The sequence below is a fragment of the Thermaerobacter sp. PB12/4term genome (assembly GCF_003403315.2).
Taxonomy (GTDB): domain Bacteria; phylum Bacillota; class Sulfobacillia; order Thermaerobacterales; family Thermaerobacteraceae; genus Thermaerobacter.
This window is the reverse complement of record NZ_CP048407.1, coordinates 2429657-2453976: the sequence shown is the minus strand read 5'-3', so window position 1 is coordinate 2453976 and position 24320 is coordinate 2429657. Positions and strand designations below refer to the sequence as shown.

Here is a 24320-nt window from a genome sequence, read left to right as displayed (position 1 = left end):
CGCGAGGAGGCTTGTTGTGTCTGGGGGATGCGTCACGGGGCGGTGCGGCCGCCCGCGAGAGGGGTGTACCGACAGCGGTGTTGCCCGCTTATCGGTTGCAACCGGGCCGGGTGTTGGGCCCGATTGCAAGTCTAAAATAGCAGCCTTGCAGAAAGCGGCCCAATCGGGCGCAGGTGGTATCTCTGCGTCGGGTGATGACCTGAGTGGCGGAGTTGCACCGCTGGCGCAGGACTGCAAGATGGGCGGCCCGCCCGGAAGGGCGGCTCAAGAGGAGCGGCCGGTGGAGGCATCCTATGGGAGCGCGCCCAACGGGAGCGGGCCTAACGGGCTGCGTGCGCACCGGCATGGATTGGGATCCCAGGATCCAGGGGGTGGGGCGGGCCTTGCTGGCGGGAACGACGGCGCTGCTCATCGGACTGGCCATTCTGGTGCTGCTGGGCGTGACCCACCAGGTACTGGACCGGATGCGGCTCAGCAAGACGGCGGCCCTGGTCCTTCTCGGCCTGATGATCGCGGGCACCTTCCTGCCGGAGGTGTCCCTGGGACCCCGGGTCAGCGTCGACCTGGGCGGGGCCCTGGTCCCGGCGGCCGTCGCCATCTATCTCCTGGTTACGGCCGACCATGCCTTCGAGCGCCGCCGGGCCCTGGTGGCATCCCTGTGGACGGCCGCGGCCGTCTACGCCAGCGACTGGTTCCTCCCCAGCGATCCGGGCGGCGGCCGCTGGTGGCTCATGGACCCCCTGTGGGCTCCGGTGGTGGTGGCGGCCGTCTTCGGATACCTGGCCGGGCGCTCGCGCCGGTCGGCCTTCATCGCCGCAACCCTGGGCGTGCTGCTGGTCGACCTGATCGGCGCGGTCACCGGCAGCCTCCGCGGGATCCCCGGCGCCTGGGCCAACCTGGGGGGCGGCGGGGTGCTGGATGCGGTGGTCCTGGCGGGCGTGGGTGCGGTCACCCTGGCGGAACTGGTCGGGGAGACGCGGGAGTGGCTGGCCCGCCGCGCGCCCTGGCGTCGCGGCGCGGCCCGGTCGGTCGCGCGCCCGCCGGTGGCGGAGGCCGGGCAGCCGGCGGCGCCCTCGGCTGCGGCCTCCTGGCTCCTGGCAGCACTGGCGGTGGGGGTGGTGGCCACCACCGCTTGGCTGGGGCCGCGGTTCCAGAACCCTGCCGGCGACGAGCTCTTCGATACCCACATGGAACTGCGCGAGATCGGGACGGAGCGGCTGCTTCTGGCTTCGGCCCGCATCATGATGGCCGGGGACATCTGGATCGACGCTGCCGACCGTTGGTACCGCATCGTCCGGGTGGACGGCCGCACGGCCTACGCCCGCGCCCTGCTCCCCCCCGCCGACGGGACCCTGGCCGGGGAGCCCGGTCTTCCCAACCTGGACAGCCTTGCCGCGCCGCCGCCCGCCCTCTTCTCCCCCTGGCGGCTCGCCCCGCCGGGAATGGTGCCCGATCCCTGGGGAGCCGTGCCGGGCGGGTCCGAACCAGGCCCGGTCGGCGCTGCGGCAGGCCTGGGCGGGTGGGGGCCCGGCCCCCGGCCGGGACCGGCCTCCCTGGCAGCGGCCCTGCCTCTGGGGGCCCTGTTCCAGAAGGTGGTCGACCCGGCCCCTGTGCGGCCCACTCCCCGGGGCGAGGGGCTCATCGGCATCTACCACACCCATAACGACGAGTCGTACATCCCGACCGACGGGACCCACAGCGTGGAGGGCCGCGGCGGCATCCACAAGGTGGGCGACGTTCTCGGGCGCGAGCTGGCCCAGCACGGCTTCCGGGTGGTGAAGTCCGAGGCGCTGCACCTGCCCCACGACCGGGGAGCCTACCGCCGCTCGCGGCGTACGGCCCTCAAGATGATGCCGAAGAACCCGCTGGTGCTTCTCGACGTGCACCGGGACGCCACGCCGCCCGAGTTCTACCGGGAGGTGGTGAAGGGCCAGCCGGTCACCCAGATCCGGCTGGTGGTCGGGCGGGAGAATCCCTTCCGCCGCACGAACCTGGCCTTTGCGCGCCGGCTCAAGGCCGAGGCCGACCGCAGCTTTCCCGGGCTGGTCAAGGGAATCTACTACGGCCGCGGCAACTACAACCAGGATCTGGGGCCCAGGACCCTGTTGCTGGAGGTCGGCGCCCATACCAACAGCCGGATCCGGGCGGAGCGGGGCGCCGCCATGTTTGCCACGGTTCTCGACCGGACCCTGGCCCGGCGCTCGCGCTAGCGCGTAAGCACCATAATAGGCATAGAAACGGGCGCCGTGCGGGCGAGGAGGTGGCGGTGGCTGATGAACAGGGGGCACGGATCCGGCCTGTTGGGTGTCGCCCTGGGCGGGGGCGGCCTGCGGGGCCTGGCCCACGTCGGGGTGATGCGGGCCCTCCAGGAAGCCGGCTACTCGCCGGACATCGTCACCGGCACCTCCAGCGGCGCCATCCTGGCCGCCCTCTGGGCTTGCGGCTGGAGCCCCGCCCAGATGGAAGACGTGGCCCGGCGCCTGCGGTCGGCCGAGCTCTACGATTCCAACCTCACCTGGGGTTCGGCGCTGGCCGTGCTGGCTCAGGTGCTGGGCTTGCGCTGGCGGCCCCGGCGGCCGGTTCCTCAGGGCATGCTGCAGGGCCAGAAGCTGGAGCGCCTCATCGGCCTCTGGACCCGCGGCATCCGGCTGGAGCAGCTGGAGCGGCCGGTGGCGATCATGGCGGCCGACGTGCGCTCGGGCCGGGCGGCGGTCTTCTGCCCGCCCGCCTACCGGGAACGGGTCGAACGGGCCATGCCCGGCGCCATCGTGCTGGACAAGGGGAGCCTGGCCGCGGCCGTTCGGGCCAGCACCGCCATTCCGGGGATTTTCGAACCCAAGCGCCTGGGACCGTACCTCCTGGTGGACGGTGCCGTCAAGGACAAGGTGCCGGCAGAGGCGGCCCGGGCCCTGGGCGCCCAGGTGGTCCTGGCGGTCGACGTGTCGGTGCGGCAGCGCCGCGAACCCGCGGGCCTGCTGGACTTTCTGGGGCAGGCCTTCGACCTCATGGCCCGGGACCTGGCAGCCTTCAAGCTGGAGCGGTTCGCCGACCTGGTGGTCCAGCCCGATCTGCCGGATGTGGAACTGACCGACCTGCACCGGGTGCCCGAGTGCATCGAGGCCGGTGCCCGGGCCCTCCGGGAGGCGCTGAAGGACCTGCAGCGGCTGCTGCACCCCGCCCCCGCCGACGCGGCGTCGGGGGAAGCGCTGACCTGACGTCCCGTTCACGGGCCTCATCACCCGTTCCCCGGAAGCCCGTTCCTCGCAAGCCGCCTGGCGCCGGCCGCAGGCGGACCTTGCCCCGCTACGCGGTCCCTTGCGCATTCCTGGCCTTTCCCTTACCCGGCGTACCACCCGCGTGGCCCGTTCTTCCGGACCCCTCCCTTGCCCGCACCCTCCCCGCTTCTTCTACCCCACCCGGGGCGCGCATAGCCTAGCCTGGGCCGGTCCCTGGCGCCCGGGCCGGTGGGGACCCGGCTGGGTCCGGCCGGGGGTCCGGCCCGGCATCCCTGGTTCCACCGGGACCGGGTGGGGGTGGACCTATGGTTGGACCAGGCCTCGCTTCCGGGCGCGGGCCGTCCCGGCCTGGCGGTGGTAACGGGGGTGCGGGGCGGTGGCCCTTCCGGGCCCGTTCGTCCGGCGCCGGCGGTGCGGTCCGGGCCCTTCGGGGCAAGCTGGCCCGGGTCCGGGGCGGCCCGGGCGGCCCTGGAGTCCCCACCCCCCCGCCAGCCCCAGGAGCGGCCCGGGCGGAGCAACACCGCCCGGCGCCCCGGCCGGGACGACGGCTGCCGCGGGTGATGCTGGCGGGCCTGGTGCTGGCCGGCGCCCTCCTCTGGGTGGGCGGGCACCAGGCCGGAGGGGGCTTGGCGGGGGCCGGTCCCGTCTGCGGCGAGCAGGAAGGGGCCCGCAGCGCCTACTGGCGGTTTGCCCGCTGGTGGCGATCGGTGGCGGGACTTGCCCTGCAGGGCGGGCAGGCGGTGGCCGCCTCCGGCGGCGACGTGCTGATCGTGATCGATATCGACCGGCGCCAGCTGACGGTTTACCGCGACGGGGTGCCGGTCAAGACCTTCCCGGTGGCCGCGGGCCGGCCCGGCGAGCCGTCGCCCGTGGGCGAGTGGCGGGTGACGGACATCGCCCACTGGCCGGGCGGCCCCTTTGGCGCCCGCTGGTTCGGCCTCAGCGCCCCCTGGGGGTCGTACGGGATCCACGGGACCAACAACCCCGGCTCCATCGGCACCTATGCCAGCCTCGGCTGCATCCGCATGTTCAACGAAGACGTGATGACCCTGGACGACCTGGTCCAGGTGGGGACCCCGGTCAAGATCACCGGCACCACCGAGGTCTACTACCGCCTGCCCGCCTACCGGCGGGGGGACGTGGGCCAGGATGTGGTGCTGCTGCAGCTGGCGCTGCGGGCCACGGGGTTCGACCCCGGGGTGGCCGACGGCGTCTACGGCGGTGTCACGGAGAAGGCCGTGGCCGAAGCGGAGTGGTGGTTCGGCCTCCACCCCGACGGCACGGCGGACATGGCCCTGCAGCGGCTGGTGGGTTTCCGGCCGTGACGCCTTCCGGCCGTCGCGGCTTCCGGCCGTAACGGCCGCGAAAGGCGCGGCCGGCCCGGGGCGGCCGGGAGATCGCCCTGCCATTCAGTGGCCGGCGGGACCGGTGCCGTAGGAGATCGCCGCCACCATCCTGCTGGGGAGCGGGGCGGAGGCTTGGGGCATCGCCGCCGCCATCTTGGTAGCGGGGCCAGAGCCGTAGGGAACGAGAGGACCGCGCACGGGGGGAGAGACCATGCCACCGCGGACGAACCGGCGCCAGACGCCTGGGGGGCCACCCGCCGGGCGGCAACGCTGGCAGCGCCTGGCCCTGGTGATCGGGGTGGCGGCCCTGCTGGTGGTAGCCGCCGGGGCCCTCGCCCTCTGGCGGCAGCGCCAGGGTGATCCCTGGGCCAGGTACCGTCCCGTCCCTCTGGACCCCGGTAAGACCTACGAGATTGTGCTCTGGGAGACGGAGATGCCCGTGGCCGTCCTGCCCGATCCCCTGCGGCTGCCCGGAGGACCCAGCCCCGAGCCCCGGGCCCCGGGCGCCGCAGGACCGGGGGGCGGCTTCAGCGCAGCCGGCGGTCCTGGAACCGGCTCGGCGGAACCGGTTCCGGCCCAGCCTCCCGCCGGACAAAACCCCGCCGGCGCGGCCGGCTCCCCCGGCCCGTCCGGCGCGGCGGGGCAGCCCGGCCCCACGGCGCCACCGGGAGCGGGCGAGTCCGGCTCTTCTCCTTCCTCCGAAGCCGGGCTAGGGGCGGGAGCCGAACCCGGCCGGCGGGGCGGCCCGCCGCCGGTTCCACCCCTTGCGGAGCCGGGTCCTTTCACCCACCGCGAGTACCTCCAGCAGGCCCTGGCGGCCTTCGCCCGCCAGTTCCCCAACATCCGGGTGCGGGTGGAGTGGATCCCTGCCTCCGAGGCGCAGGACCGCCTGCAGCGGGCCCTGGCCGACGGCAAGCCGCCCGACGTCTTCGGCGGGTGGGGCAGCGCCCTGCTGGTGCGCCACCCCCTCCAGGTGCCGCTGGACCCCTACCTCAGCCGGGCCGAGCGCCGCTGGTACAACCCCACGGCGCTGCTGCTCTACCAGGCGGACCGGCGCAGCTGGGTCTGGCCCCGCTGGGTGGCGCCCCACACCTGGTGGGTGGCTGCGGCCCGGCTGCGGGCGGCGGGACTCGACCCCAACGCGCTGCTGCTGGCGGGCTGGACGTATGCCGATGTCGATCGCCTGGCCGGGCTGGCGGGCCCGCCCTCAGCCGGTGATTCGGGCGCGGCCGGAGCGGGCGAGGCACCGGCAGGCCGGGCGCAGGGATCGCAGCCACCGGCATCGCAGCCGCCGGAACCCCCATCGCCGGGAGACCGGCCCGTCCTCACCCTGTGGGCAGCCCGGCCGGATCTGCCCCTGGAGCAGCTCCTGCGGGTACGCGGCCTGGCGGCGCCTCTAGCGCCCTCGGGCGCCGTGATCTGGGCGGGACCGGAGGGCCGGGCGGCTCTGGCGTGGCTGGAGCGGCTTCGGTCCCAGCAGCGGCTGCACGCCGTAGCAGGCGACGGGGTGGCGGAGTGGCTGGCCGAGGGCGACCTGGCGGGACCCGCCGGCGGGTTCACCCCGGCCCTGGCCCGCTGGCTGCTGGAGCGTTATGCCGGCCTGGTGCCGCGCCAGCCGGAGGAACCGGCCCCCCGGCCCGGGGTGGTGGCGGTGCCGCCTCTGGTGGCGGACCGCGGTAGCGGTACCTCCGCCGTCCCCGAGCGCTGGCCCGTTCCTCCGGCTCCGCGGGTCGATGCCGGCGGCCGCCTGGTGGGCGGCATCCCGGACCCGGCGGATCCCCGGCGCCTGGACCCGCTGGTTCCACCCGGCTTCGACGGGCTGGTGCTCTTGCCGCCGCCCGTTCCCGCAGGAGCGCCGCGGCCGGCCTTGCTGGAAACCGGGGGACTCATGGTCTTCCGGCAGAACCGGTACCGGGGCGACGATCACACGCAAGCGGCCGTCGAGCTGGCCCGGTTCCTCAGCCGCTGGCGCACCGACGTGCTCACCCGCCGGCTGCTGGCGGTACCGGCCGATGTCACCTCCCTGGCCGCCTGGCGGGCTACCAGCCCCCTGCCGGCGGTCTACCGGCAGCAGCTGGAGCACCTGGCGCTGGGCGTATGGAACCAGAACGCCCGGGGCCGCTGGCAGCGCATGGCCGTCACCTACCCCACAGCCCCCGGTGCGCCGGGGCCTGAGCACCGGGATGTGGCGCGGCAGGTTCGCCCGCCGCTGGCCGCCTTCTGGGCGGGCAAGGCCGGGGCGTCCCAGGTGATCCAGTCCTGGGGCGGGGCCGCGGCGCCCCAGGGGGACGGCAGCGGGGAGGACGATCGCGGGGAACCCGGCGAACCACCTTCCCGGCGCTGACGCTGCCAGAGCCGTGACGAGCCGACAGCCAAGGGTCTATAACAAGGGTCTCTAAAACGGCAAAACGGCACGGGTAAAACGGCATGGCCTATACAACGGGCGGGCTGCATCTCCCGGATGCGGTTCTCGATCCGGGCTGCGGGCCCTGGGGGTTGCCCCGTGCAGCGGGACGGGCGCCGCCGTGTCCGTGGGCCGTGTACATGCCGGGGGCCGGGGTGGTTTACAATGGGAAGGCGGCCGGGTTGATCCGGCCGGCGTGTGCGCCCGGGCCTGACCGCCTGGCGAAAGCGCCTGGCTCGACCACCTGGAGCGGGGCCCCGCCCAGGCCCGTTCCGGCCGCAGGTGACGCCTTGGACGCCCATCCCGGTGCCGGTGCCCCGGACGGCCGGCCCGAGCCGACGGTGCTGGAACAGCAGCTCCTCATCGCCCGCGCCAACCTGCGGGGGTATCTGATGCTGTTCTTGCGCTATGCCCGGGAGCGGGGCGATTCGCCGGAGTCCCTGGCCCGCTACCTGGGTGACCAGGTGGCCCAGACCTGGGGGCCCTTGCGGCGGTGCTCGGGCATCGAGTTTGCCCAGGCGCTGGCCCAGATGGTTACCGCGGGTGGCGACCGGGTGGTCACCGTCCGGGAGGAGGGCGGCATCGCCTGCCTCGAGCTGGAGCCGCCGCCCGAAGACGGCGACCTTCTGGCGGCCTTCGGGATCGACCGCGACCAGTGGCATGCCTTCTATTACGGCCAGTTCGAGCGCATCGCCACCCGCCTCGGCCTGCGCTGCGCCCACCAGCGGGAAGGCGACCTGCACCGCTTCTATTTCGCCCGCATCGCCCGCAACCCGGGCGGCCACCGGCCGCTCAGGGTGTGATGGGCAGAGCTCCCACTGGGCCCGCCCGTTCTTCCTCGCCACGGTAACCGTTGACTTCACCGGGCGCGGTGACCGTTGACGCCGGCCGGCGCCGCGGCATACCCTTACCGTGAACAACGATTAAACAGTTGTGGAATCGTGATACCGTTTTTTGATCTCGATCCTTGTGCTCTCGATTCCGGCCGCGCCCCGGCGACGACCCCGGGTGCGGACCGGGATGCCCGGCGGGAGGTGGCGGGATGGACGCCCTCAGGGAATCCACCTGGGCGGGAACCGGCGAGCCGGCCGGCGCGGAAGCGACCTGCGCCCGCTTCGAACCCCATGGAGACCAGGTGGCGGTCCTGCGCGCCCGCGTGACCGAGGTGGCCGGCCTGGCCGGCCTGTTTCAGGCGCTGGCCGACGAGACCCGCACCCGCATCCTGTACCTCTTGTCCCTGAGCGAGCTGTGCGTCTGCGACCTGGCGGCCGTTCTGGACCTGTCCCTGCCCGCCGTCTCCCACCACCTGCGGCTGCTCAAGGCCATGCGCCTGGTCAGGAGCCGGCGGGAGGGGCGCAACGTCTACTACTCCCTGGCCGACGACCACGTGCTGCGCCTCATCCAGGTAGCCCAGGAACACTACGCCGAGGAGCGGTGAGGATGGCGACCCCGGTGCGGCCGGCCCGGCTGCGGGCCTATACCCTGGAAGGGATGGATTGCGCCCGCTGCGCCCAGCGCATCGAAGAGGCGCTGCGGCGCGAACCGGGACTGGAAGGGGCCACCGTCAGCTACGCCACGGCCACCGTCCTGCTCCCGCCCGGCCAGGTGGACCGGGCCCGGGCCGTCATTGCCCGGGTCGAACCCGGCGCCCGCCTGCAGGCTCAAGAGGCCGGCGCCGCATCCCCCGGCCACCCGGCGGAGGAAGCGCCCGCACCGAGGGATCCCCACCAGCGAGCCCGGCAGGAACCGCGGGACACCGGAGCCGCGCGGCGGCTGGCCGGCCTTGCCGGGGCGGCCCTGGTCTTCCTGGCGGCGCTCGGGCTGGAGACGACGGAACCGGCAGGGATCCCTTCCTGGCTGCCCGGGGCCATGCTGCTGGCGGTCTACGCCGCCACGGGCTACGGCGTCATCGGGCAGGCGCTCCGCAACCTGCGGCACGGCCGGCTGTTCGATGAGAACTTCCTCATGACCCTGGCCACGGCCGGCGCCATCGCCATGGGCGAGCTGGCCGAAGCGGCCGCCGTCATGCTGTTTTACACCGCCGGCGAGTTCGTTCAGGACCTGGCCGTCCGGCGGTCGCGCCGGTCCATCCGGGCGCTGCTGGACCTGCGGCCCCGGCAGGCTCGGGTGCGGCGGGGTGGCCGGGTGGAGGTGGTGGACCCCGCCCAGGTGTCGGTGGGCGAAACCATCGTGGTGCGGCCTGGCGACCGCATCCCCCTGGACGGCCGCGTGGTGGAGGGGGAATCCTTCGTCGATGCCTCCGCCCTGACGGGCGAGCCGGTGCCGCGGCGGGTCGAACCCGGCGCCACCGTGCTGGCGGGCATGGTGAACGGTGACGGGGCGCTGGCCGTCCAGGTCAGCCGGCCCTACGCCGATTCCCAGGTAGCCCGCATCCTCTCGCTGGTCGAGGAGGCGGCGGCCCGCAAGGCCCCCACGGAGCGGTTCATCACCACCTTCGCCCGCTACTACACGCCGGCGGTGGTGGCGGCGGCTGCGCTGCTGGCCGTGGTGCCGCCGCTGGTTCTGCCCGGCGCCGCCTGGGACCTCTGGCTCCGTCGCGCCCTGGTGCTGCTCGTCATCGCCTGTCCCTGCGCCCTGGTGCTGTCGGTGCCGCTGGGGTACTTCGCCGGCCTGGGCGCAGCCTCGCGCCGCGGCATTCTGGTCAAGGGCGCCCACTTTCTGGACGCCCTAGCCCGGCTCGACACCATGGTGTGGGACAAGACCGGCACCCTCACCCGGGGCGAGTTCGAGGTGGTCGAGGTGGCCGGGGTTGCCGGCGCGCCGGTCCCGCCTGGCCGGATGCTGGAGCTGGCGGCCCACGCCGAACTCCACTCCGGCCATCCCATCGCCCGAGCCCTGGCCCGGGCGTACGGCCAGCCCCTGGACGGGAGGCGAGTAAGGGAGGCTTGGGAGCGGGCCGGTGGCGGGGTCCGGGCTCGGGTCGACGGGCATCTGGTGGTGGCGGGCAGCCCTCGCTTTTTGCGGGAGGAGGGGATCGCCGCGGACCTGACTCCCTGCCTGGCGCCGGAGGTCGGGGAGACGGCCGGTGCGCCCGCTACCCAGGGGACCACGGTGCTGGTGGCGGTGGACGGCCGCCTGGCGGGCCGGATCGTCATCGCCGACCGCCTCAAGCCGGGGGCGCCTGCGGCGGTGCGCAGCCTGCGCCGGCTGGGCGTCCGGCGCCAGGTCATGCTGACGGGGGATGCCCCGGCGGCCGCCCGGGCCGTGGCGGCCCAGCTGGGCCTCGATGAGGTCCGCGCCGGGCTTTTGCCGGAGGAGAAGGTCGCGGCTCTGGCCGCGCTGGAAGAGAGGCTGGAGCCGCCGGGCCGGGCCCCGGCGGGCGGCTGGCGGCGGCAGGGCAGCGGGGGTGGCCGCGGGCGCAGCTCCCGTCCGGCGGTCGCCTTTGCCGGTGACGGCATCAACGACGCGCCCGTGCTGACCCGGGCGACGGTGGGCGTGGCCATGGGCGGTTTGGGTTCGGATGCGGCCATCGAGGCCGCCGACGTGGTGATCATGGACGATGACCCCTCCCGCCTGGCGGAGGCGGTGAAGGTGGCGCGGGCCACCCGGCGGGTGGTGCAGCAGAACATCGTCCTGGCGCTGGCGGTCAAGGCGATTGTCGCCGGCCTGGGCGCCGGGGGCGTGGCCACCCTGTGGGAAGCCGTCTTTGCCGACGTGGGGGTGGCGCTGCTGGCCGTGCTCAACGCCACCCGGATCCTGCGGCGGTAGGTCCACAGGTGCTCGGTTCAAAAATCGTCGTTGACACGGGTCAGGTCCCGTGATAGCATCCGCCAGGAGCAAAAAACGCCCCTTTAAACTGGTCCCGTGAGGCCGGTAAGGAGCCATCCAGGGCGCGGTCGAACCGGCCGCCCGGCCGGGAGCCGCCCTGGCGGGCGCAAGCCCGCAGCCAGGTCCGGTGTCGAGCCGGCCGCGCCAGCTGCCACGACTTCTTGCCGGCGGGCAAGAAGTTTTTTTGTGCCTGCGGGACGGGGCGATCTGGAGGCGAGACCGTGAGGACCGGGACGACGCCCCACCCCGTGAGCCCCGTAGACCGGCTGCCGCGCCCCGGGAACGGCGGTGCTGCGGCCGGCAGGATCCACACCCTACCCCCTTTGGAGCCCCTGGCGCGGCCTCCGGCCGATCAGCCTGGTTCGCGGCCGGCCCCGCCGCCGGCTCCGGTCCGGCCGGGGCAGGTGGAACCGGCCGGGTCGCCGGTTCTTCCCCTTCCGCCGGCAGCCAGGGGGTCCAGGCCCCACGACCCGCCGCTGCCCCTCCGGCCTGCCCCGCCTGCCCGGCGCTCCTGCCGCTCCCTGACCGGCATCGCGCAGCTTTCCACTCCAGACCTGCTCCACCTGCTGTCCCGCGCCCTTGACCATTACGCCGCCCTCGTGGGCACCACCGGGGATACGGGGGTTGACCTTGCCGCCGCCGGCGCGGTGACCGGCTCCGCTACAGGGGCCCCCGACTCCCGGGGCGGGGACCGGGCCGGCACCGGCCATCAGCCGCCGTCCCTCCAGGGCCGCCGGGTCGTCACGGTGTTCTACGAGAACAGCACGCGCACCGCCCAGTCCTTCCACCTGGCCGCCCACAGGCTGGGCGTGGCGGCCTTCGACCTGCCGGTGAGCCGCAGCAGCGTCCAGAAGGGGGAGAGCCTGCGGGATACCCTGCGCACGTGCCAGGCGCTGGGGTTTGACGCCGTGATCCTGCGCCACCCCGTGACGGGAGCGGCCGCCTACGCGGCCTCGGTCCTGGACGTGCCCGTGATCAACGCCGGGGACGGCACCGGGGAGCACCCCACCCAGGCCCTGCTGGATGCCGTCACCATCCTCACCCGCAAGGGATGGCCGGCGGGGTTCAAGGTGGCCATCGTGGGTGACGTGCGCCACAGCCGGGTGGCGCGGTCGGCTGCCCTGCTGTTGTCCCGGCTGGGGGCCGAGGTGTGGCTCTGCGGGCCGCCGGGGCTGTTGCCTGCGGCCCCGCCCTGCCCGGGAGTGAAGCTCACGCCGAGCCGGGATGCGGCGCTGGACGGGGCGGACGTGGTCATGGCCCTGCGCATCCAGCGGGAGCGGCTGGCCGGGGTGGTGCCCGACCTGGGCGAGTACCGGCGCGCCTGGGGCATCGGTCCCCGGGAGCTGGAGCGCGCCCGGCCCGATGCCATCCTGATGCACCCCGGCCCGGTGAACCGCGGGGTCGAGCTGGATCCTGCCGTGATGGACGATCCCCGCTGCGTCATCGAGGACCAGGTGCGCTTCGGCGTGGCGGCGCGCATGGCCGTCCTGGAGTGGGCCCTCGATCCGGCCCTGCCGGATTCCAGCGCCGTCGCGGCGGCCGAACCGGCGGGCGCAGAACACCCGGCCGGTGCCGGGTTCGTTCCCGGGGGCGAGACCATGACCAGGGAGGAGGGCCACTGATGCGCCTCTGGATACGCGGCGGCCGGTTGATCGATCCCAGCCAGGGGCTGGACGGGCCGGGCGACCTGGTGATCGCCGGAGGGCGCATCGCCTACGCCGGCCCCCCCTTGCCCGGCGCCCCCGCGGCGGCCCGGGCCGCAAAGGGGTTTCCCGGTACGGGCGGCGGCGCCGCGGCCGGTGGTCCCGGCGAGCCGGATCCCGGCGGTGCCGGGCTGCAGGTTCTCGATGCCCGGGGGCTGTGGGTGGTGCCCGGGTTGATCGACCCCCACGTCCACCTGCGCACCCCCGGGGAGACCCACAAGGAGACGCTGGCCACAGGGGGAGCGGCCGCCGCGGCAGGGGGCTTCACCGCGGTGGCCTGCATGCCTAACACCCGCCCGCCCCTGGACGATGCCATCCGGGTGGAGTGGCTGGCCATGAAGGCGGCCGCCGAGGCAGCCGTGCGGGTCTACGTGGTCGCCGCCGCCACCCGCGGGCTCGCCGGGGACGAGCCCGCTCCCTACGCCGCCCTCAAGGCCGCGGGGGCCGTGGCGGTAAGCGACGACGGCCGGCCCATCGCCCGGGCGGGCGTGATGGCCCGGGTGCTGGAAGGGGCGGCGGCCGCCGGGCTGCCCGTGCTGGTCCACGCGGAAGAACCCGAACTCAGCGCCGGCGGCGCCATGCATGCGGGCGCCGTGGCGGCGGCCGCCGGGATGCCCGGCATCCCCGCCACGGCCGAAGCGGTGATGGTGGCCCGGGATCTTTTGCTGGCCGAACAGGCCGGGGCGCGCCTGCACGTGCTTCACGCCAGCGCGGCCGTGACCCTGGACCTGGTGCGGTGGGGCAAGGCGCGGGGCATCCCCGTGACCGTGGAGGTCACGCCCCACCACCTGCTGCTCTGTGACGAAGATGTGGCCGAGGCCGGGTTCCACCCCCACTGGAAGATGAACCCGCCCCTGCGCTCCCGCCGGGACCGGGAGGCCCTCCTGGAGGCGGTGGCCGACGGCACGGTGGACGCCATCGCCACGGACCACGCGCCGCACCACGGGATGGACAAGGATTGCCCCTTTCCCGAGGCCGCCTTTGGCGTGGTGGGCCTGGAGACGGCCCTGGGCCTTCTGCTCACCCACCTGGTGCCCCGCCCCCTGTCGCCCGCCCGGCTGGTGGAGCTCATGGCCGCAGGCCCGGCCCGCATCCTGGGCCTTCCGGGCGGCACCTTGCAGCCCGGGGTCCCCGCCGACGTCACCCTGATCGACCCGCAGCGGCGGTGGGTGGTCGATCCCGAGCAGTTCGCCAGCTTGGGCCGCAACACCCCCTTTGCCGGCTGGGCCCTGCGGGGCCGGGCCGTGTGCACCCTGGTCGGCGGGCGGGTGGTGTTCCGCCTGGACGGCGGGCCGGTGCCGGTGGCAGCCGGCGAAGCCGCGGCCCAGGGGGCCGCGGGGACCCAGGAGACGGCCGGGATTGTATAATGTTGAGGACTGTGTGTATATTTATGCAGTCTACAACGGGCACGTAATGAACGGGCCCAAAGGTGTGGGTTGTCTTGATGAATGGCCGGGACAAGGGTTTGTCAGGGCAAGGTGACCGTTCCAGGCGGAAGCCTGGAGCGCCGCCGGCGAAGGAGGGCGCACCTATGGAACCTGGAAGCCTGGGCCTACAGCAGGCAGGGGCGGCGGAGGCGAAGGGCGAGCCCGGTGCCCCCGGCTGCACTGCCAGAGTGGTGGTGCCGGCCCGGCTGGTGCTGGAAGACGGCACCCAGTGGTTCGGCCGGGTGGTGGTCGCCCCCGGCGGCGAGACCGCCGGCCCGTCCGGTCCGGATGCCGGAGGGACCGCCTGGGCCGTCACCGGCGAGGTGGTGTTCAACACCAGCATGACGGGGTACCAGGAGCTTTTGTCCGACCCCTCCTACGACGGCCAGATCGTGGTCCTCACCTACCCCCTGGTCGGGAATTACGGCGTCCATGAGGATGAAGACGAGTCGGCCGGTCCGCGGGTCACGGCGCTCATTGCCCGGGAGCTGTTCGACGCCGGCGCCGTTGGGTTGCATCCCCTGGCGGCTCATCTGGCCCGGTCCGGCGTGCCGGCCGCCGACGGCTTCGACACCCGGGCGCTCACCCTGCACCTGCGGCGCAGGGGGACGCTGCGGGGCGTGCTGACCACGGACCTGCGGGTTGCCACGGCCGAACTGGCGGCCCGGGCAGCGGACTGGACCCCGCCCACGGCCCTGACGGCGGGCACGCAGCAGGTCTACCGGGTCGAACCGGCGACCCCGGGCGCGGCGCCGGCCCCCGCACCGGTCCCTGCCCCGGCCCCGGCGGCCACCGCCGTGCCGGGATTGCCGGCGGGGACCGATTCTGCCGCGGGGCCGGTGACCGGGATGGCGGCAGCCATCGGGGCGGGAGCAGCCCCTGGGGCGGCGATCACCGGGGTGGGCGCGGCTGCCGGGGTCAAGCCGGCCGGTGCGGCCCCGGGCGGGACGGCCCGGGGCGTGGCGGCCGCGGCGACCGCCCCGCCCGCCCGCCGCGCCGGGTTCCTCCCCCCTCACGCCGTGCTGGTGGACTTCGGCGTCAAGCGCAACATCCTGCGCGCCCTGGTGTCCCAGGGGTGGCGGGTGACGGTGGTCCCCGCCCTCACCCCCGCGGGCGAGATCCTGGACCTGCGGCCCGATGCGGTGATCCTTTCCAACGGGCCGGGGGACCCGCGGGACCTGGGCGCGGTGCTGGGCACGGTCCGCCGGCTGGCAGAGGCGGTTCCCACCTTCGGCATCTGCCTGGGCCACCAGCTGCTGGGGCTGGCCTTCGGCGCCCGGGCTTACAAGCTGCCCTTCGGCCACCGCGGCGCCAACCACCCCGTGAAGGAGATCGCCGCGGCGGCCTGGCCGGGTTCCGGTCAGGGCGACGGGCGGGTGTTCATGACCTCCCAGAACCACGGCTATGCCCTGGACGCCGAATCCCTGGAGGCGGCGGGACTGGTGGTGACCCACATCAACGTCAACGACGGCACGGTGGAGGGCCTCTGCCACCCCCACCTGCGGGTGCGGGGCCTGCAGTTCCACCCCGAGGCTGCCCCCGGCCCGCGGGACGCGGCGCCGCTGCTGGCCGAGTTCTTACGCCGGGTAGGGCCTGTGCCGCCGCGGGCGGCGGCCGGGCGGGGCGAGCCCGTCCTGGTGGCGCGGGAAGGAGGGCTGGCCGGTGACTGACCCCCTACCGACCCACCCCCTGCCGGCAGCCCCCGTGCGGACCGCCTCGGCCGGCGCGGGCCGGGACCCGGGCCGGGCACCCGCGGCGGTGCGCAAGGTGCTGGTCATCGGCTCGGGGCCCATCATCATCGGCCAGGCGGCCGAGTTCGACTACTCCGGCACCCAGGCCTGCCGGGCCCTCAAGGAAGAGGGCCTGGAGGTGGTCCTGCTCAACTCCAACCCCGCCACGGTGATGACCGACCCCGGCACCGCCGACCGCATCTACGTGGAGCCCCTGACGGCCGAGTTCGCCGAGGCGGTGATCCGGCGCGAGCGGCCCGACGCCCTGCTGCCCACCCTGGGTGGGCAGGTGGGCCTCAATCTGGCCATGGAGCTGGTGCGGGCAGGGGTGCTGGAGCGCTATGGGGTCCAGCTGCTCGGGACGCCGCCCGAGGCGATCCAGCGGGCGGAAGACCGAGAGGCCTTCAAGGAGCTGATGCTGGCCATCGGCGAGCCGGTGCCCCAGAGCACCATCGTCCGCTCCTACGAGGAGGCCCTGGCCTTCGCCCGGCGGGTGGGCTTCCCCGTCATCGCCCGGCCCGGCTACACCCTGGGCGGCACCGGCGGCGGCATCGCCCGCAACGAGGCCGAGCTGGCGGCCCTGGTCGACCGCGGCCTGGCGGCCAGCCCCATCGGCCAGGTGCTGCTGGAAGAGAGCCTGCTGGGCTGGAAGGAGATCGAGTTCGAGGTCATCCGCGACGGGGCGGGCAACGCCATCGCCATCTGCAGCATGGAGAACGTGGACCCCGTGGGCGTCCACACCGGCGACAGCATCGTGGTGGCGCCGGCTCTCACCCTGACCGACCGGCAGCTGCAGCGGCTGCGCTCGGCCTCCCTGCGCATCGTCGGCGCCATCGGCGTGGAAGGGGGCTGCAACGTCCAGCTGGCCCTGCGGCCCGACGGGGCGGAGTACCGGGTCATCGAGGTGAACCCGCGGGTCAGCCGCTCCAGCGCCCTGGCCTCCAAGGCGACGGGCTACCCCATCGCCAAGGTGGCGGCCCGGGTGGCCCTGGGCCGGCGCTTGGACGAGATCCGCAACCCCATCACCGGCACCTCGGCCCTCTTCGAGCCGGCTCTGGATTACGTGGTGGTCAAGATCCCCCGCTGGCCCTTCGACAAGTTCGCCACCGCCGACCGGCGCCTGGGGACCCAGATGAAGGCCACGGGCGAGGTCATGGCCATCGACCGCAGCTTCGAGGGCGCCCTGCTCAAGGCGGTGCGCTCCCTGGAGATCGGGGTGGACGCCCTGGAGTGGCCCGAGGCGCGCCAGCTGGACGAACGGGCCCTGGAGGCGGCCATCCGGGAGGGCGACGACCGGCGCCTGTTCCTCCTGGCGGAGGCGCTGCGCGGGGGCCGCAGCGTGGAGGAGCTCCATGCCTGGACGGGCATCGACCGGTTCTTCCTGCACCGCATCGCCCGGGTGGTGGCGCTGGAGGAGCGGCTGCGGGACGCGGGGCGGCGGGCAGTTCCTGCCGCCGCCCCGGGCGCCGGGGCCCCGCCGGTCCCCCCGGACCTGCTCCTTGAGGCCAAGCGCCTGGGCCTGACCGACCGGCGCATCGCCGAGCTCGCGGGCTCGTCGGAAGAGGCGGTGCGGCAGGCGCGGCGGGCCGCCGGCCTGCGCCCCGGGTACAAGATGGTCGACACCTGTGCGGCCGAGTTCGAGGCGCTGACCCCCTACTTCTACTCCACCCACGGGGAGGCCGACGAAGCCGGCGAGCGCCGGGCGGCCGACGGCGACCGGCCGGTGGTGGTGGTGCTGGGCGCGGGGCCCATCCGTATCAGCCAGGGCATCGAGTTCGACTACAGCGCCGTCCACGCCGTGCGGACCCTGCGGGCCCTGGGCTACCGGGCGGTGATCGTCAACAACAACCCGGAGACGGTGAGCACCGACTTCGACACCGCGGACCGGCTCTACTTCGAGCCCCTGACCCCGGAAGACGTGCGCAACGTGCTGGACCTGGAGCAGCCCGTGGGGGTCCTGGCCCAGTTCGGCGGCCAGACGGCCGTCAACCTGGTGGCCCCCCTGGCGGCAGCGGGCGTGCCCATCCTGGGGACCGCCCCCGAGTCGGTGGACGTGGCGGAAAGCCGGGAGCGGTTCGACCAGTTGCTGGCCCGGCTGGGCCTCCAGCGGCCGCCGGGGGCGGCGGCCCGCTCGGTGGCGGAGGCCATGGCCGCGGCGGAGCGCATCGGCTACCCGGTGATCGTCCGGCCCTCTTACGTCCTGGGCGGGCGGGCCATGCAGGTGGCCTCCTCGCCGGAGGAACTGGCCGCCTACCTGGAAACGGCCGCCCGGGTGGCGGGCGACCGGCCCGTCTGGATCGACCGCTACATCGCCGGCATGGAGCTGGAGGTCGACGCGGTGGCCGACGGGGAGACGGTGGTGATCCCCGCGGTGATGCGCCACATCGAGCGGGCGGGGGTCCACTCCGGCGATTCCATCGCCGTGGTGCCCGCCCCCGGGGTGCCGGCGGCGGTGCTGGCCCAGGTGGAGGCCGCCACGGTGGCCCTGGCCCGGGCCCTGGAGGTGCGCGGGGTGATCAACCTGCAGTTCGTCTGGGACGGCCGGACGCTCTACGTGCTCGAGGTCAACCCCCGGGCCAGCCGCACGGTGCCCTTCATCACCAAGGCGACGGGCGTGCCCCTGGCGGAGCTGGCCACCCGGGCCGCCCTGGGCCAGCGCCTGGCCGGCCTGGGCTGGCGGACGGGCCTCCTGCCGCCGCCCGAGCACGTGGCGGTCAAGCTGCCGGTCTTCTCCTGGAACAAGCTGCCCGGGGTCGACCCCTCCCTGGGCCCGGAGATGCAGTCCACCGGCGAGGTGATGGGAATCGACGCGACCCTGGAAGGCGCCCTGGCCCGCGGCTTGCTGGCGGCGGGGATGAAGCTGCCCGACCCGGGGCAGGGGGTGCTGCTGACCGTGGCGGACCCGGACAAGCCGGCGGCGGTGGAACTGGCCCGGCGCCTGGCGGCGGCCGGTTACCGGCTCTACGCCACCCCCGGAACCGCGGCCGCCCTGGCGGCGGCGGGCCTGGAGGCCACGGTTTTGCCCAAGCTCTCGGCCGCCCCGCCGGACGAACCGGCCCCCGGCCCGTCCCGGACGCCGCTGCTGGATGCCCTGCGGGACGGCCGGGTGCGCCTGGTGATCAACACCCTGACCCAGGGCCGCGATCCCCAGCGGGACGGGTTCCGCATCCGGCGGGCGGCGGTGGAGCGGGGCATCCCCTGCCTGACCTCCCTGGATACCGCCGCGGCCCTGGTGGAGGTGCTGATGCACCAGCCCGACCGGCGGGCCCTGGCGGCCCAGGTCCGCGCCTTGCAGGACCTCAAGCCCGTGGCGGCCGGCGGGAACCGGCCCGGCGCCGGGGCGCCGGGGGCCACGGCGGGGCACGGCCCGGCGGTGGCCGGCGGCGGGGCGGGTGGCGGAGCGCACCGCGACGGGCGAGCGGGCCCCCAGGTCCCCGGGACGGTTCAGGCCTTCCGGGCGGGGAGGGAGCGGCGGTGAGCCGGGCTGCGGAACCATGCACAGGCCTCCAGGGCGGCGGGTTTTCTCCCTGCCGCGCCCTGGCCCGGGTGGTGGAGACCCGGTGGGTGGCGCCGGGCATCGCCATGACCACGCTGGCCGAGCCGGCCCTGGCCCGGCGGGTCGAGCCGCTGCAGTTCGTCCAGGTGCTGGTCCCCGCAGCCGGCTGGCCGCTCCCGGCCGGCAGCCCGCTGCCACCGGTGCCGGAGGCGGAGCCGGCGGGCGGGACCAGCGGCTTCGCTGGCGGCACTGGGGGCTCCGGGGGCACCGCCGGGGACCCCGGCGGTTCGAGGGCTTCGGGGCCCTCGGGGTACGCCGGGGAGACCGGCGGCCCCGGGCCGGGGATGCGGCCGCCCGTGGCGGCGGGCGGAATCGTGGGGCGCCCCTTCCTGGGTCGCCCCTTTTCCGTGGCCGGGGCCGACGCGGAAAGGGGCCGCATCACCCTGGTCTACCGGGTCATCGGGCCGGCCACCGCGGCCCTGGCCTCCCTGCCGCCGGGCGCCGGGCTCGTGGTGGTGGGGCCCCTGGGGCGGCCGGCTCCGGCGGGCTGGACGGCAGGCGGCCGGGCGGCGGCGGAGGCCTCAGCGGCAGCGGCCGGAACGGCAGCGGGGCCGGAGCCCGGGTGCAGGCCGGACGCCGCGGCGCCGTCGGACCCCCGGTGCACGCCAGGCACCGGAGCGCCGGCCGATCCGCGGCGCAGGCCGGGTGCCGCCAAGCCGGCCGAGCCCTGGTGCGAGCCGGCCACCCCGCAGCCAGCGGACCCCGGGCGCACACCGGGCACCGGAGCGCCCTCGGATCCCCGGTGCTGGCCGGGCGCCGCAGCGCCGCGCCCCCTGCTGCTGGTGGCGCCCGGCTGGCAGGTGCTGGCCCTGCGGCTCCTTGCCGCCCGGGCCCAGGCGGCTGGCGTGCCGGTGACGGTGGCCAGCGTGATCGAGCCCCGGCCCCCCCAGCCGCCGGTGCCGCCCCCGGGCCCGTTGCGCCGGGCACCGGTACCGGCCGGCGCCGGGGGCGATCCCGCAGCGGCGCTGGAGGCGGTGTGGAACGGGCTTTCGCCGGCGGCGCCGCCCCTCGCCTTCTGGGCCGGTTCCTCCGGCTTCTGGCCGGGTTCCTCCGGCGGGGAGGAGGCGGGAGGCGGCCGGACCTGGCTGGAGGCCTTGCGCGCCCATCCGGCCCTGGCCGGCGCGGCGGGCCCCGGCCGCGTGGTGGCGGCCGGCCCTGCCCCCTTCCTGCGCGGCGTGCAGGCAGCGCTGGAGGGCACGGCGGCGGAAGGCTTTCTCGTCGTCGACGCCTACATGCCCTGCGGGTACGGGGTGTGCCTGGGCTGCGCCGTGTCCCTGCACGGCCCCGCCGGGACCGTGCGGTACGCCCGGGCCTGCCGGGAAGGGCGCTGGTTTCCGGCGCGGGAGGTGATCTTGGGATGAACCCGGTTCCCTCCCTGGAAGTGCGCCTCGGCTCCCTGGTGCTGAAGAACCCGGTGGTCACCGCGGCGGGCACCTTCGGCTACGGCCGTGAGGCGGCCGAGTTCTACCCCCTGGACCGGCTGGGGGCGGTGACCGTCAAGGGGCTGAGTCTCGAACCCTGGCCCGGCAACCCGCCGCCCCGGGCGGTGGAAACGCCGGCGGGCCTTCTCAACGCCATCGGCCTGCAGAACCCGGGCGTGGACCACTTCGTCGCCCACGACCTGCCCTGGTTGCGCCGCCTGGCGGTACCGGTCATCGCCAACGTGGTGGGCCGGACGGCGGATGAGTACGCGGCCGTGGCCCGCCGGCTGGATGCCGCGGGCGTCGACGCCCTGGAGCTCAACCTCTCCTGCCCCAACATCAAGGCGGGAGGGCTCGAGTTCGGCCGGGATCCGGCCACGGCGGCGGCCCTGGTGCGCCAGGTGCGCCGGGTGACCCGGCGGCCCCTGCTGGTCAAGCTGTCGCCGGAGGGCGGCCGGCTCCTGGAGGTGGCCGCGGCGGTGATGGAGGCGGGGGCCGACGGGCTCTCGCTGATCAACACCCTGCGGGGCGCCGCCGTCGACGTGGACACGGAGCGGCCGGTGCTGGCCACGGTGGGGGGCGGGCTGTCGGGCCCGGCCATCCGGCCCGTCGCCGTGTACTGGATCTGGGAGGCGTACCGCCGGCTGCGGGTCCCCATTCTGGGTATGGGCGGCGTGGTGACGGGCCGGGACGCGGCCGAGCTTATGCTGGCGGGCGCGGCAGCGGTGGCCGTGGGCACGGCGGCCCTGGCCGACCCCCTGGCCCCGGTGCGGGTGCTGGACGAACTGGCGGCGATCCTGGCGGCCAGGGGCCTGGACGCGGCCCGGCTCACCGGCCGGGCCCACGGCCGCGGGCAGGAGGGAGCGGGATGATGGTCGAGGTGGCTCCGGCGGGGCGCCTGGTGGTGGCCCTGGACGTGGCCGACGCCGGGCGGGCGGAGGAGCTGGTCCGGCGCCTGGCCCCGTCGGGATGCGCGTTCAAGGTGGGCCTGGAGATGCTCTACGCCCTGGGGGCCGGCTGGATCGATCGCCTGGCCGGCCAGGGGCTGCGGGTTTTCGCCGACGCCAAGCTGCACGACATCCCCCACACCGTGTTCAGGGCCGCCCGCGCCCTGGCCGCCCGGGGCGCGTGGATGATCACCGTCCACACGGCGGGCGGGGCGGACATGGTGCGGGCGGCGGTGGAAGGGGCCGCTGAAGGGGCCGCCGCTGCCGGCTGCCCGCGCCCCCTCCTGGTGGGGGTGACGGTCCTCACCAGCCTGGACGAAGGGGCGCTGCGGGAGGCGGCGGGCACCGCCTTGCCCCTGGCCGCCGAGGTGGTGCGGCGGGCGGAACGGGCCCGGGCCTGGGGGCTTGACGGGATCGTCTGCGCGCCGGTGGACCTGGCGGCGGCCCGCCGGGTGCTGGGCCCGGGCATGGTGCTGGTGACACCCGGCATCCGTCCCTCGGGGGCGCCGGCGGCAGACCAGCGGCGGGTGGCCACACCGGGGGAGGCCGTGGCGGCGGGCGCCGACTACCTGGTGGTGGGGCGCCCGGTCACGGAAGCCGCCGATCCCCGGGCGGCCCTGGAGGCCATCGCCGCCGAGGTGGAGCGAGCCGGGGCCGGTGGACCGGCGGGCGCGGCCGGAGCCGCCGGCAACCCTGCACAAGACCCTACTGCGGGCGCTGCCGGGATGCCGGCGGGAATTGGGCCGGCCACCGACCGGGCGGCAACGAAGAGGTGAGCCAGGCATGACCGTGGAAGAGCCCAGGGCGTCCCGGCGTGGGGCGACCGGGGGCGAACGGGCCGGAGGCGGTGGATCGGCCGGAGACTCCGGTGCGGCGGGACGTGCCGGAGTGGCCGGCGGTATTGAAGCGCCCGCTGGTCTTCGGGTCGCAACCGCTGGCGACGGGCCGGCTGCCGGCGCTGCAACGCCCCGTGGCGGGCAGGCGGCCCATGCCTTTGAAGGGGTGGAGGGTCTCCCGCCGGATGGCGGCGCCGGGCCGGCGGGATGCTCGAGAGGCACCGCTGCTCCCCGGGTCCTTGCTCCGGCTGGGGCGGCCGGGGTGGCAGCGCTGCTTGAGCAGACGGGCGCCCACCGGCGGGGGCACTTCCGGCTGACCACCGGCCTGCACAGCGACGAGTTCTTCCTCCTGGCCCAGGCCTTTCAGTATCCCCAGGTCCTTGAAGCCATCGGGGCGGCCCTGGCGGAGGCGCTGAAGAACGTGCTGCCCGCGGGGGTGTCGGTGGGCGCCGTGGCCGGCCCGGCGGTGGGCGGGATCCTGCTGGCCCACGCCGTGGCCCGCTGCCTGCCCGCCCGCTCCCTCTTCGCGGAGAAGGAGCCGGGCGGCGGCATGGCCTTTAAGCGGGGCTTCGGCCTGGAGCCGGGCGAGCCGGTGGTGGTGGTGGAGGACGCGGTGACCACCGGCGGTTCGGTCCGCAAGACCATGGAGGCCGTCACGGCGGCCGGCGGCCGGGTGGTGGCCGTGGGGGCCGTGGTCGACCGCAGCGGCGGCGCCGTGAACTTCGGCGTGCCCTTCGCCGCCCTGCTGACCCGCTCCGTGGCCGCCTACCCGCCGGGCGACTGTCCCCTGTGCCGCCAGGGCGTTCCTCTGCAGGACCTGAAGCGTGGGTAGCGCGCCGGGGCGCCCCGGCGGCCTGGCTTGCGGGCGCGCCAGCGCCGGGCGGGACTGGCCAGCGCGCCGGCGCCAGGCCGGCCTGGCGGGCGGTCCAGCACCAGCAGAACGGGCTCCTGAATGGTTCCCCTGGTGTTACCCGCACCCATGTACCCCGGCGCAGCCGCATACCCCGGCGCGGCCGCAGCTGCGCGGCGGGACCGGCCTCTCCCGCCGGGGCGACCGGCCCTGGCGCGGCCACCCCGACGCCTGTCGACCCTCAGCCGGGCCTCAGGGGGCGTTCAGCCGCGCCTCAGTCCCGAGGGCGTAGCATGTAGGTGACGGAGGAACGGGGCCGTCCAGCTGCCGTGGAGGGTTCTCCGGTCCGCGGCAGCCGGCCCGCCGGCGGGCCGGAGCGGAGGGTGGCCGCCGGCGCCCTGCGCGGCAGGACCGGTCGGGACGCCTCGGGAGGTGGGTGCGATGGCCAGCCGGGTGGGGCGCAGAACGTCTCAGCTGGCCCTGGCTGGGGCCGTCCTGCTGATGGTTGCCCTTCTGGTCGCCGGCTGCGCCCAGGGTGCAGCGGGATCAGGCACGGGCGGGCCCGCACCTGACCGGACCGCAGAGCCGGCGGGTGCGGCCGGTAAGACCGGCACGCCATCACCCGGCTTCCCCCTGCCCTTGCCGGCTGCCTGGTACAGCGCAGGCGGGCTTTCGCTGCGGGTCGACGGCGTCAGCCTGGACAGCGGCCGGGTGGTGATCGATGTTACGGTGAAGAACACGGCCGGCGGCCAGCGGCTGCTGCTTCTGGGCGGTTGTGGCCCTTCCCAGGGCGCAGTGCTCACGCCGGGCCGGCGGTACGAGCTGTACTACCGCACCAGCAACGGCGACGACCTCACCCGCGGCATCCCGCCGGGCGCCACCCTGCAGGCGCAGGTGGTGCTGGCCTTCCGCACCGGCCTCCAGCCCGACCTGGCCCAGGTGACGGGCCTTGAGTTCCACCCCGGCTACGTGCTCGACCCCCTGGCGGGGAAGCTGACCTATCTGGAGATCCGGATCCCCGCCACGAACTGACCGGCGTCCCGCCCTGAAGGGCGCCCTGATCTGCCGGCGACCC

The 24320-nt window shown here is 75.2% G+C and carries 16 protein-coding genes; all 16 read left to right on the top strand.

The genetic code is table 11. The features are described from left to right. Positions 1-293: 293 nt before the first annotated feature. The 16 genes from spoIIP (at position 294) to DYI95_RS10150 (ending at position 24277) form a co-directional block, all read left to right on the top strand. Positions 294-2210: a stage II sporulation protein P gene (spoIIP, locus tag DYI95_RS10225; protein ID WP_243149748.1), complete on the top strand. Its 1917-nt coding sequence runs from the start codon at positions 294-296 to the stop codon at positions 2208-2210. Between the two features lie 63 nt (positions 2211-2273). Then, on the top strand, positions 2274-3215 hold the full coding sequence (locus tag DYI95_RS10220; RefSeq protein WP_116899910.1) for a patatin-like phospholipase family protein: 942 nt from the start codon (positions 2274-2276) through the stop codon (positions 3213-3215). Between the two features lie 581 nt (positions 3216-3796). Next, positions 3797-4561 carry a L,D-transpeptidase family protein gene (locus DYI95_RS10215; protein WP_243149985.1) on the top strand — a complete coding sequence of 255 codons (765 nt, stop codon included), beginning with the start codon at positions 3797-3799 and terminating at the stop codon, positions 4559-4561. Positions 4562-4793: 232 nt separating this feature from the next. Next, the gene (locus tag DYI95_RS10210) at positions 4794-6926 is read left to right on the top strand and encodes an extracellular solute-binding protein (protein ID WP_116899912.1); all 2133 of its coding nucleotides are present in this window, start codon (positions 4794-4796) and stop codon (positions 6924-6926) included. Positions 6927-7276: 350 nt separating this feature from the next. Beyond that, positions 7277-7789, top strand: coding sequence for a hypothetical protein (locus DYI95_RS10205; RefSeq protein WP_116899913.1), 513 nt, complete (start codon positions 7277-7279; stop codon positions 7787-7789). Positions 7790-8028: 239 nt separating this feature from the next. Next, positions 8029-8424: a metalloregulator ArsR/SmtB family transcription factor gene (locus DYI95_RS10200; protein WP_116899914.1), complete on the top strand. Its 396-nt coding sequence runs from the start codon at positions 8029-8031 to the stop codon at positions 8422-8424. A 2-nt stretch (positions 8425-8426) separates the two neighbouring features. Further along, positions 8427-10715: a heavy metal translocating P-type ATPase gene (locus DYI95_RS10195; RefSeq protein ID WP_116899915.1), complete on the top strand. Its 2289-nt coding sequence runs from the start codon at positions 8427-8429 to the stop codon at positions 10713-10715. A 281-nt stretch (positions 10716-10996) separates the two neighbouring features. Continuing rightward, complete coding sequence (locus DYI95_RS10190) at positions 10997-12397, top strand: aspartate carbamoyltransferase catalytic subunit (protein WP_116899916.1); 1401 nt, start codon at positions 10997-10999, stop codon at positions 12395-12397. After that, positions 12397-13845: a dihydroorotase gene (locus DYI95_RS10185; RefSeq protein WP_116899917.1), complete on the top strand. Its 1449-nt coding sequence runs from the start codon at positions 12397-12399 to the stop codon at positions 13843-13845. Before DYI95_RS10190 ends, DYI95_RS10185 begins: the two co-directional genes overlap by 1 nt. Positions 13846-14009: 164 nt before the next feature. Then, entirely contained in the window at positions 14010-15575 is a 1566-nt protein-coding gene (locus tag DYI95_RS10180) for a carbamoyl phosphate synthase small subunit (protein WP_116899918.1), read from the top strand. Then, positions 15568-19113 carry a carbamoyl-phosphate synthase large subunit gene (gene carB, locus DYI95_RS10175; protein WP_116899919.1) on the top strand — a complete coding sequence of 1182 codons (3546 nt, stop codon included), beginning with the start codon at positions 15568-15570 and terminating at the stop codon, positions 19111-19113. Before DYI95_RS10180 ends, carB begins: the two co-directional genes overlap by 8 nt. Continuing rightward, positions 19110-20552 (top strand): hypothetical protein, encoded by a 1443-nt coding sequence (locus DYI95_RS10170; RefSeq protein WP_116899920.1) that lies wholly within the window; start codon positions 19110-19112, stop codon positions 20550-20552. The genes carB and DYI95_RS10170 overlap by 4 nt, the downstream gene beginning before the upstream one ends. Then, positions 20549-21484, top strand: a complete 936-nt coding sequence (locus DYI95_RS10165) for a dihydroorotate dehydrogenase (protein ID WP_116899921.1) — start codon at positions 20549-20551, stop codon at positions 21482-21484. The genes DYI95_RS10170 and DYI95_RS10165 overlap by 4 nt, the downstream gene beginning before the upstream one ends. Then, positions 21481-22335, top strand: coding sequence for an orotidine-5'-phosphate decarboxylase (pyrF, locus tag DYI95_RS10160; RefSeq protein WP_116899922.1), 855 nt, complete (start codon positions 21481-21483; stop codon positions 22333-22335). Before DYI95_RS10165 ends, pyrF begins: the two co-directional genes overlap by 4 nt. Before the next feature lie 322 nt (positions 22336-22657). Next, a complete protein-coding gene (pyrE, locus tag DYI95_RS10155) occupies positions 22658-23227 on the top strand; it encodes an orotate phosphoribosyltransferase (protein ID WP_116899923.1) in 570 nt (189 codons plus the stop codon). Between the two features lie 459 nt (positions 23228-23686). Further along, positions 23687-24277: a hypothetical protein gene (locus DYI95_RS10150; RefSeq protein ID WP_116899924.1), complete on the top strand. Its 591-nt coding sequence runs from the start codon at positions 23687-23689 to the stop codon at positions 24275-24277. Positions 24278-24320: the final 43 nt, after the last annotated feature.

Bases quoted from the DNA above. Each gene is read 5' to 3' on its own strand.
- DYI95_RS10215 (WP_243149985.1), top strand. From the start codon at position 3,797: ATGCTGGCGGGCCTGGTGCTGGCCGGCGCCCTCCTCTGGGTGGGCGGG.
- DYI95_RS10195 (WP_116899915.1), top strand. From the start codon at position 8,427: ATGGCGACCCCGGTGCGGCCGGCCCGGCTGCGGGCCTATACCCTGGAA.
- DYI95_RS10185 (WP_116899917.1), top strand. From the start codon at position 12,397: ATGCGCCTCTGGATACGCGGCGGCCGGTTGATCGATCCCAGCCAGGGG.
- DYI95_RS10200 (WP_116899914.1), top strand. From the start codon at position 8,029: ATGGACGCCCTCAGGGAATCCACCTGGGCGGGAACCGGCGAGCCGGCC.
- spoIIP (WP_243149748.1), top strand. From the start codon at position 294: ATGGGAGCGCGCCCAACGGGAGCGGGCCTAACGGGCTGCGTGCGCACC.
- pyrF (WP_116899922.1), top strand. From the start codon at position 21,481: ATGATGGTCGAGGTGGCTCCGGCGGGGCGCCTGGTGGTGGCCCTGGAC.
- DYI95_RS10210 (WP_116899912.1), top strand. From the start codon at position 4,794: ATGCCACCGCGGACGAACCGGCGCCAGACGCCTGGGGGGCCACCCGCC.
- DYI95_RS10180 (WP_116899918.1), top strand. From the start codon at position 14,010: ATGGAACCTGGAAGCCTGGGCCTACAGCAGGCAGGGGCGGCGGAGGCG.
- DYI95_RS10165 (WP_116899921.1), top strand. From the start codon at position 20,549: ATGAACCCGGTTCCCTCCCTGGAAGTGCGCCTCGGCTCCCTGGTGCTG.
- DYI95_RS10150 (WP_116899924.1), top strand. From the start codon at position 23,687: ATGGCCAGCCGGGTGGGGCGCAGAACGTCTCAGCTGGCCCTGGCTGGG.
- DYI95_RS10220 (WP_116899910.1), top strand. From the start codon at position 2,274: ATGAACAGGGGGCACGGATCCGGCCTGTTGGGTGTCGCCCTGGGCGGG.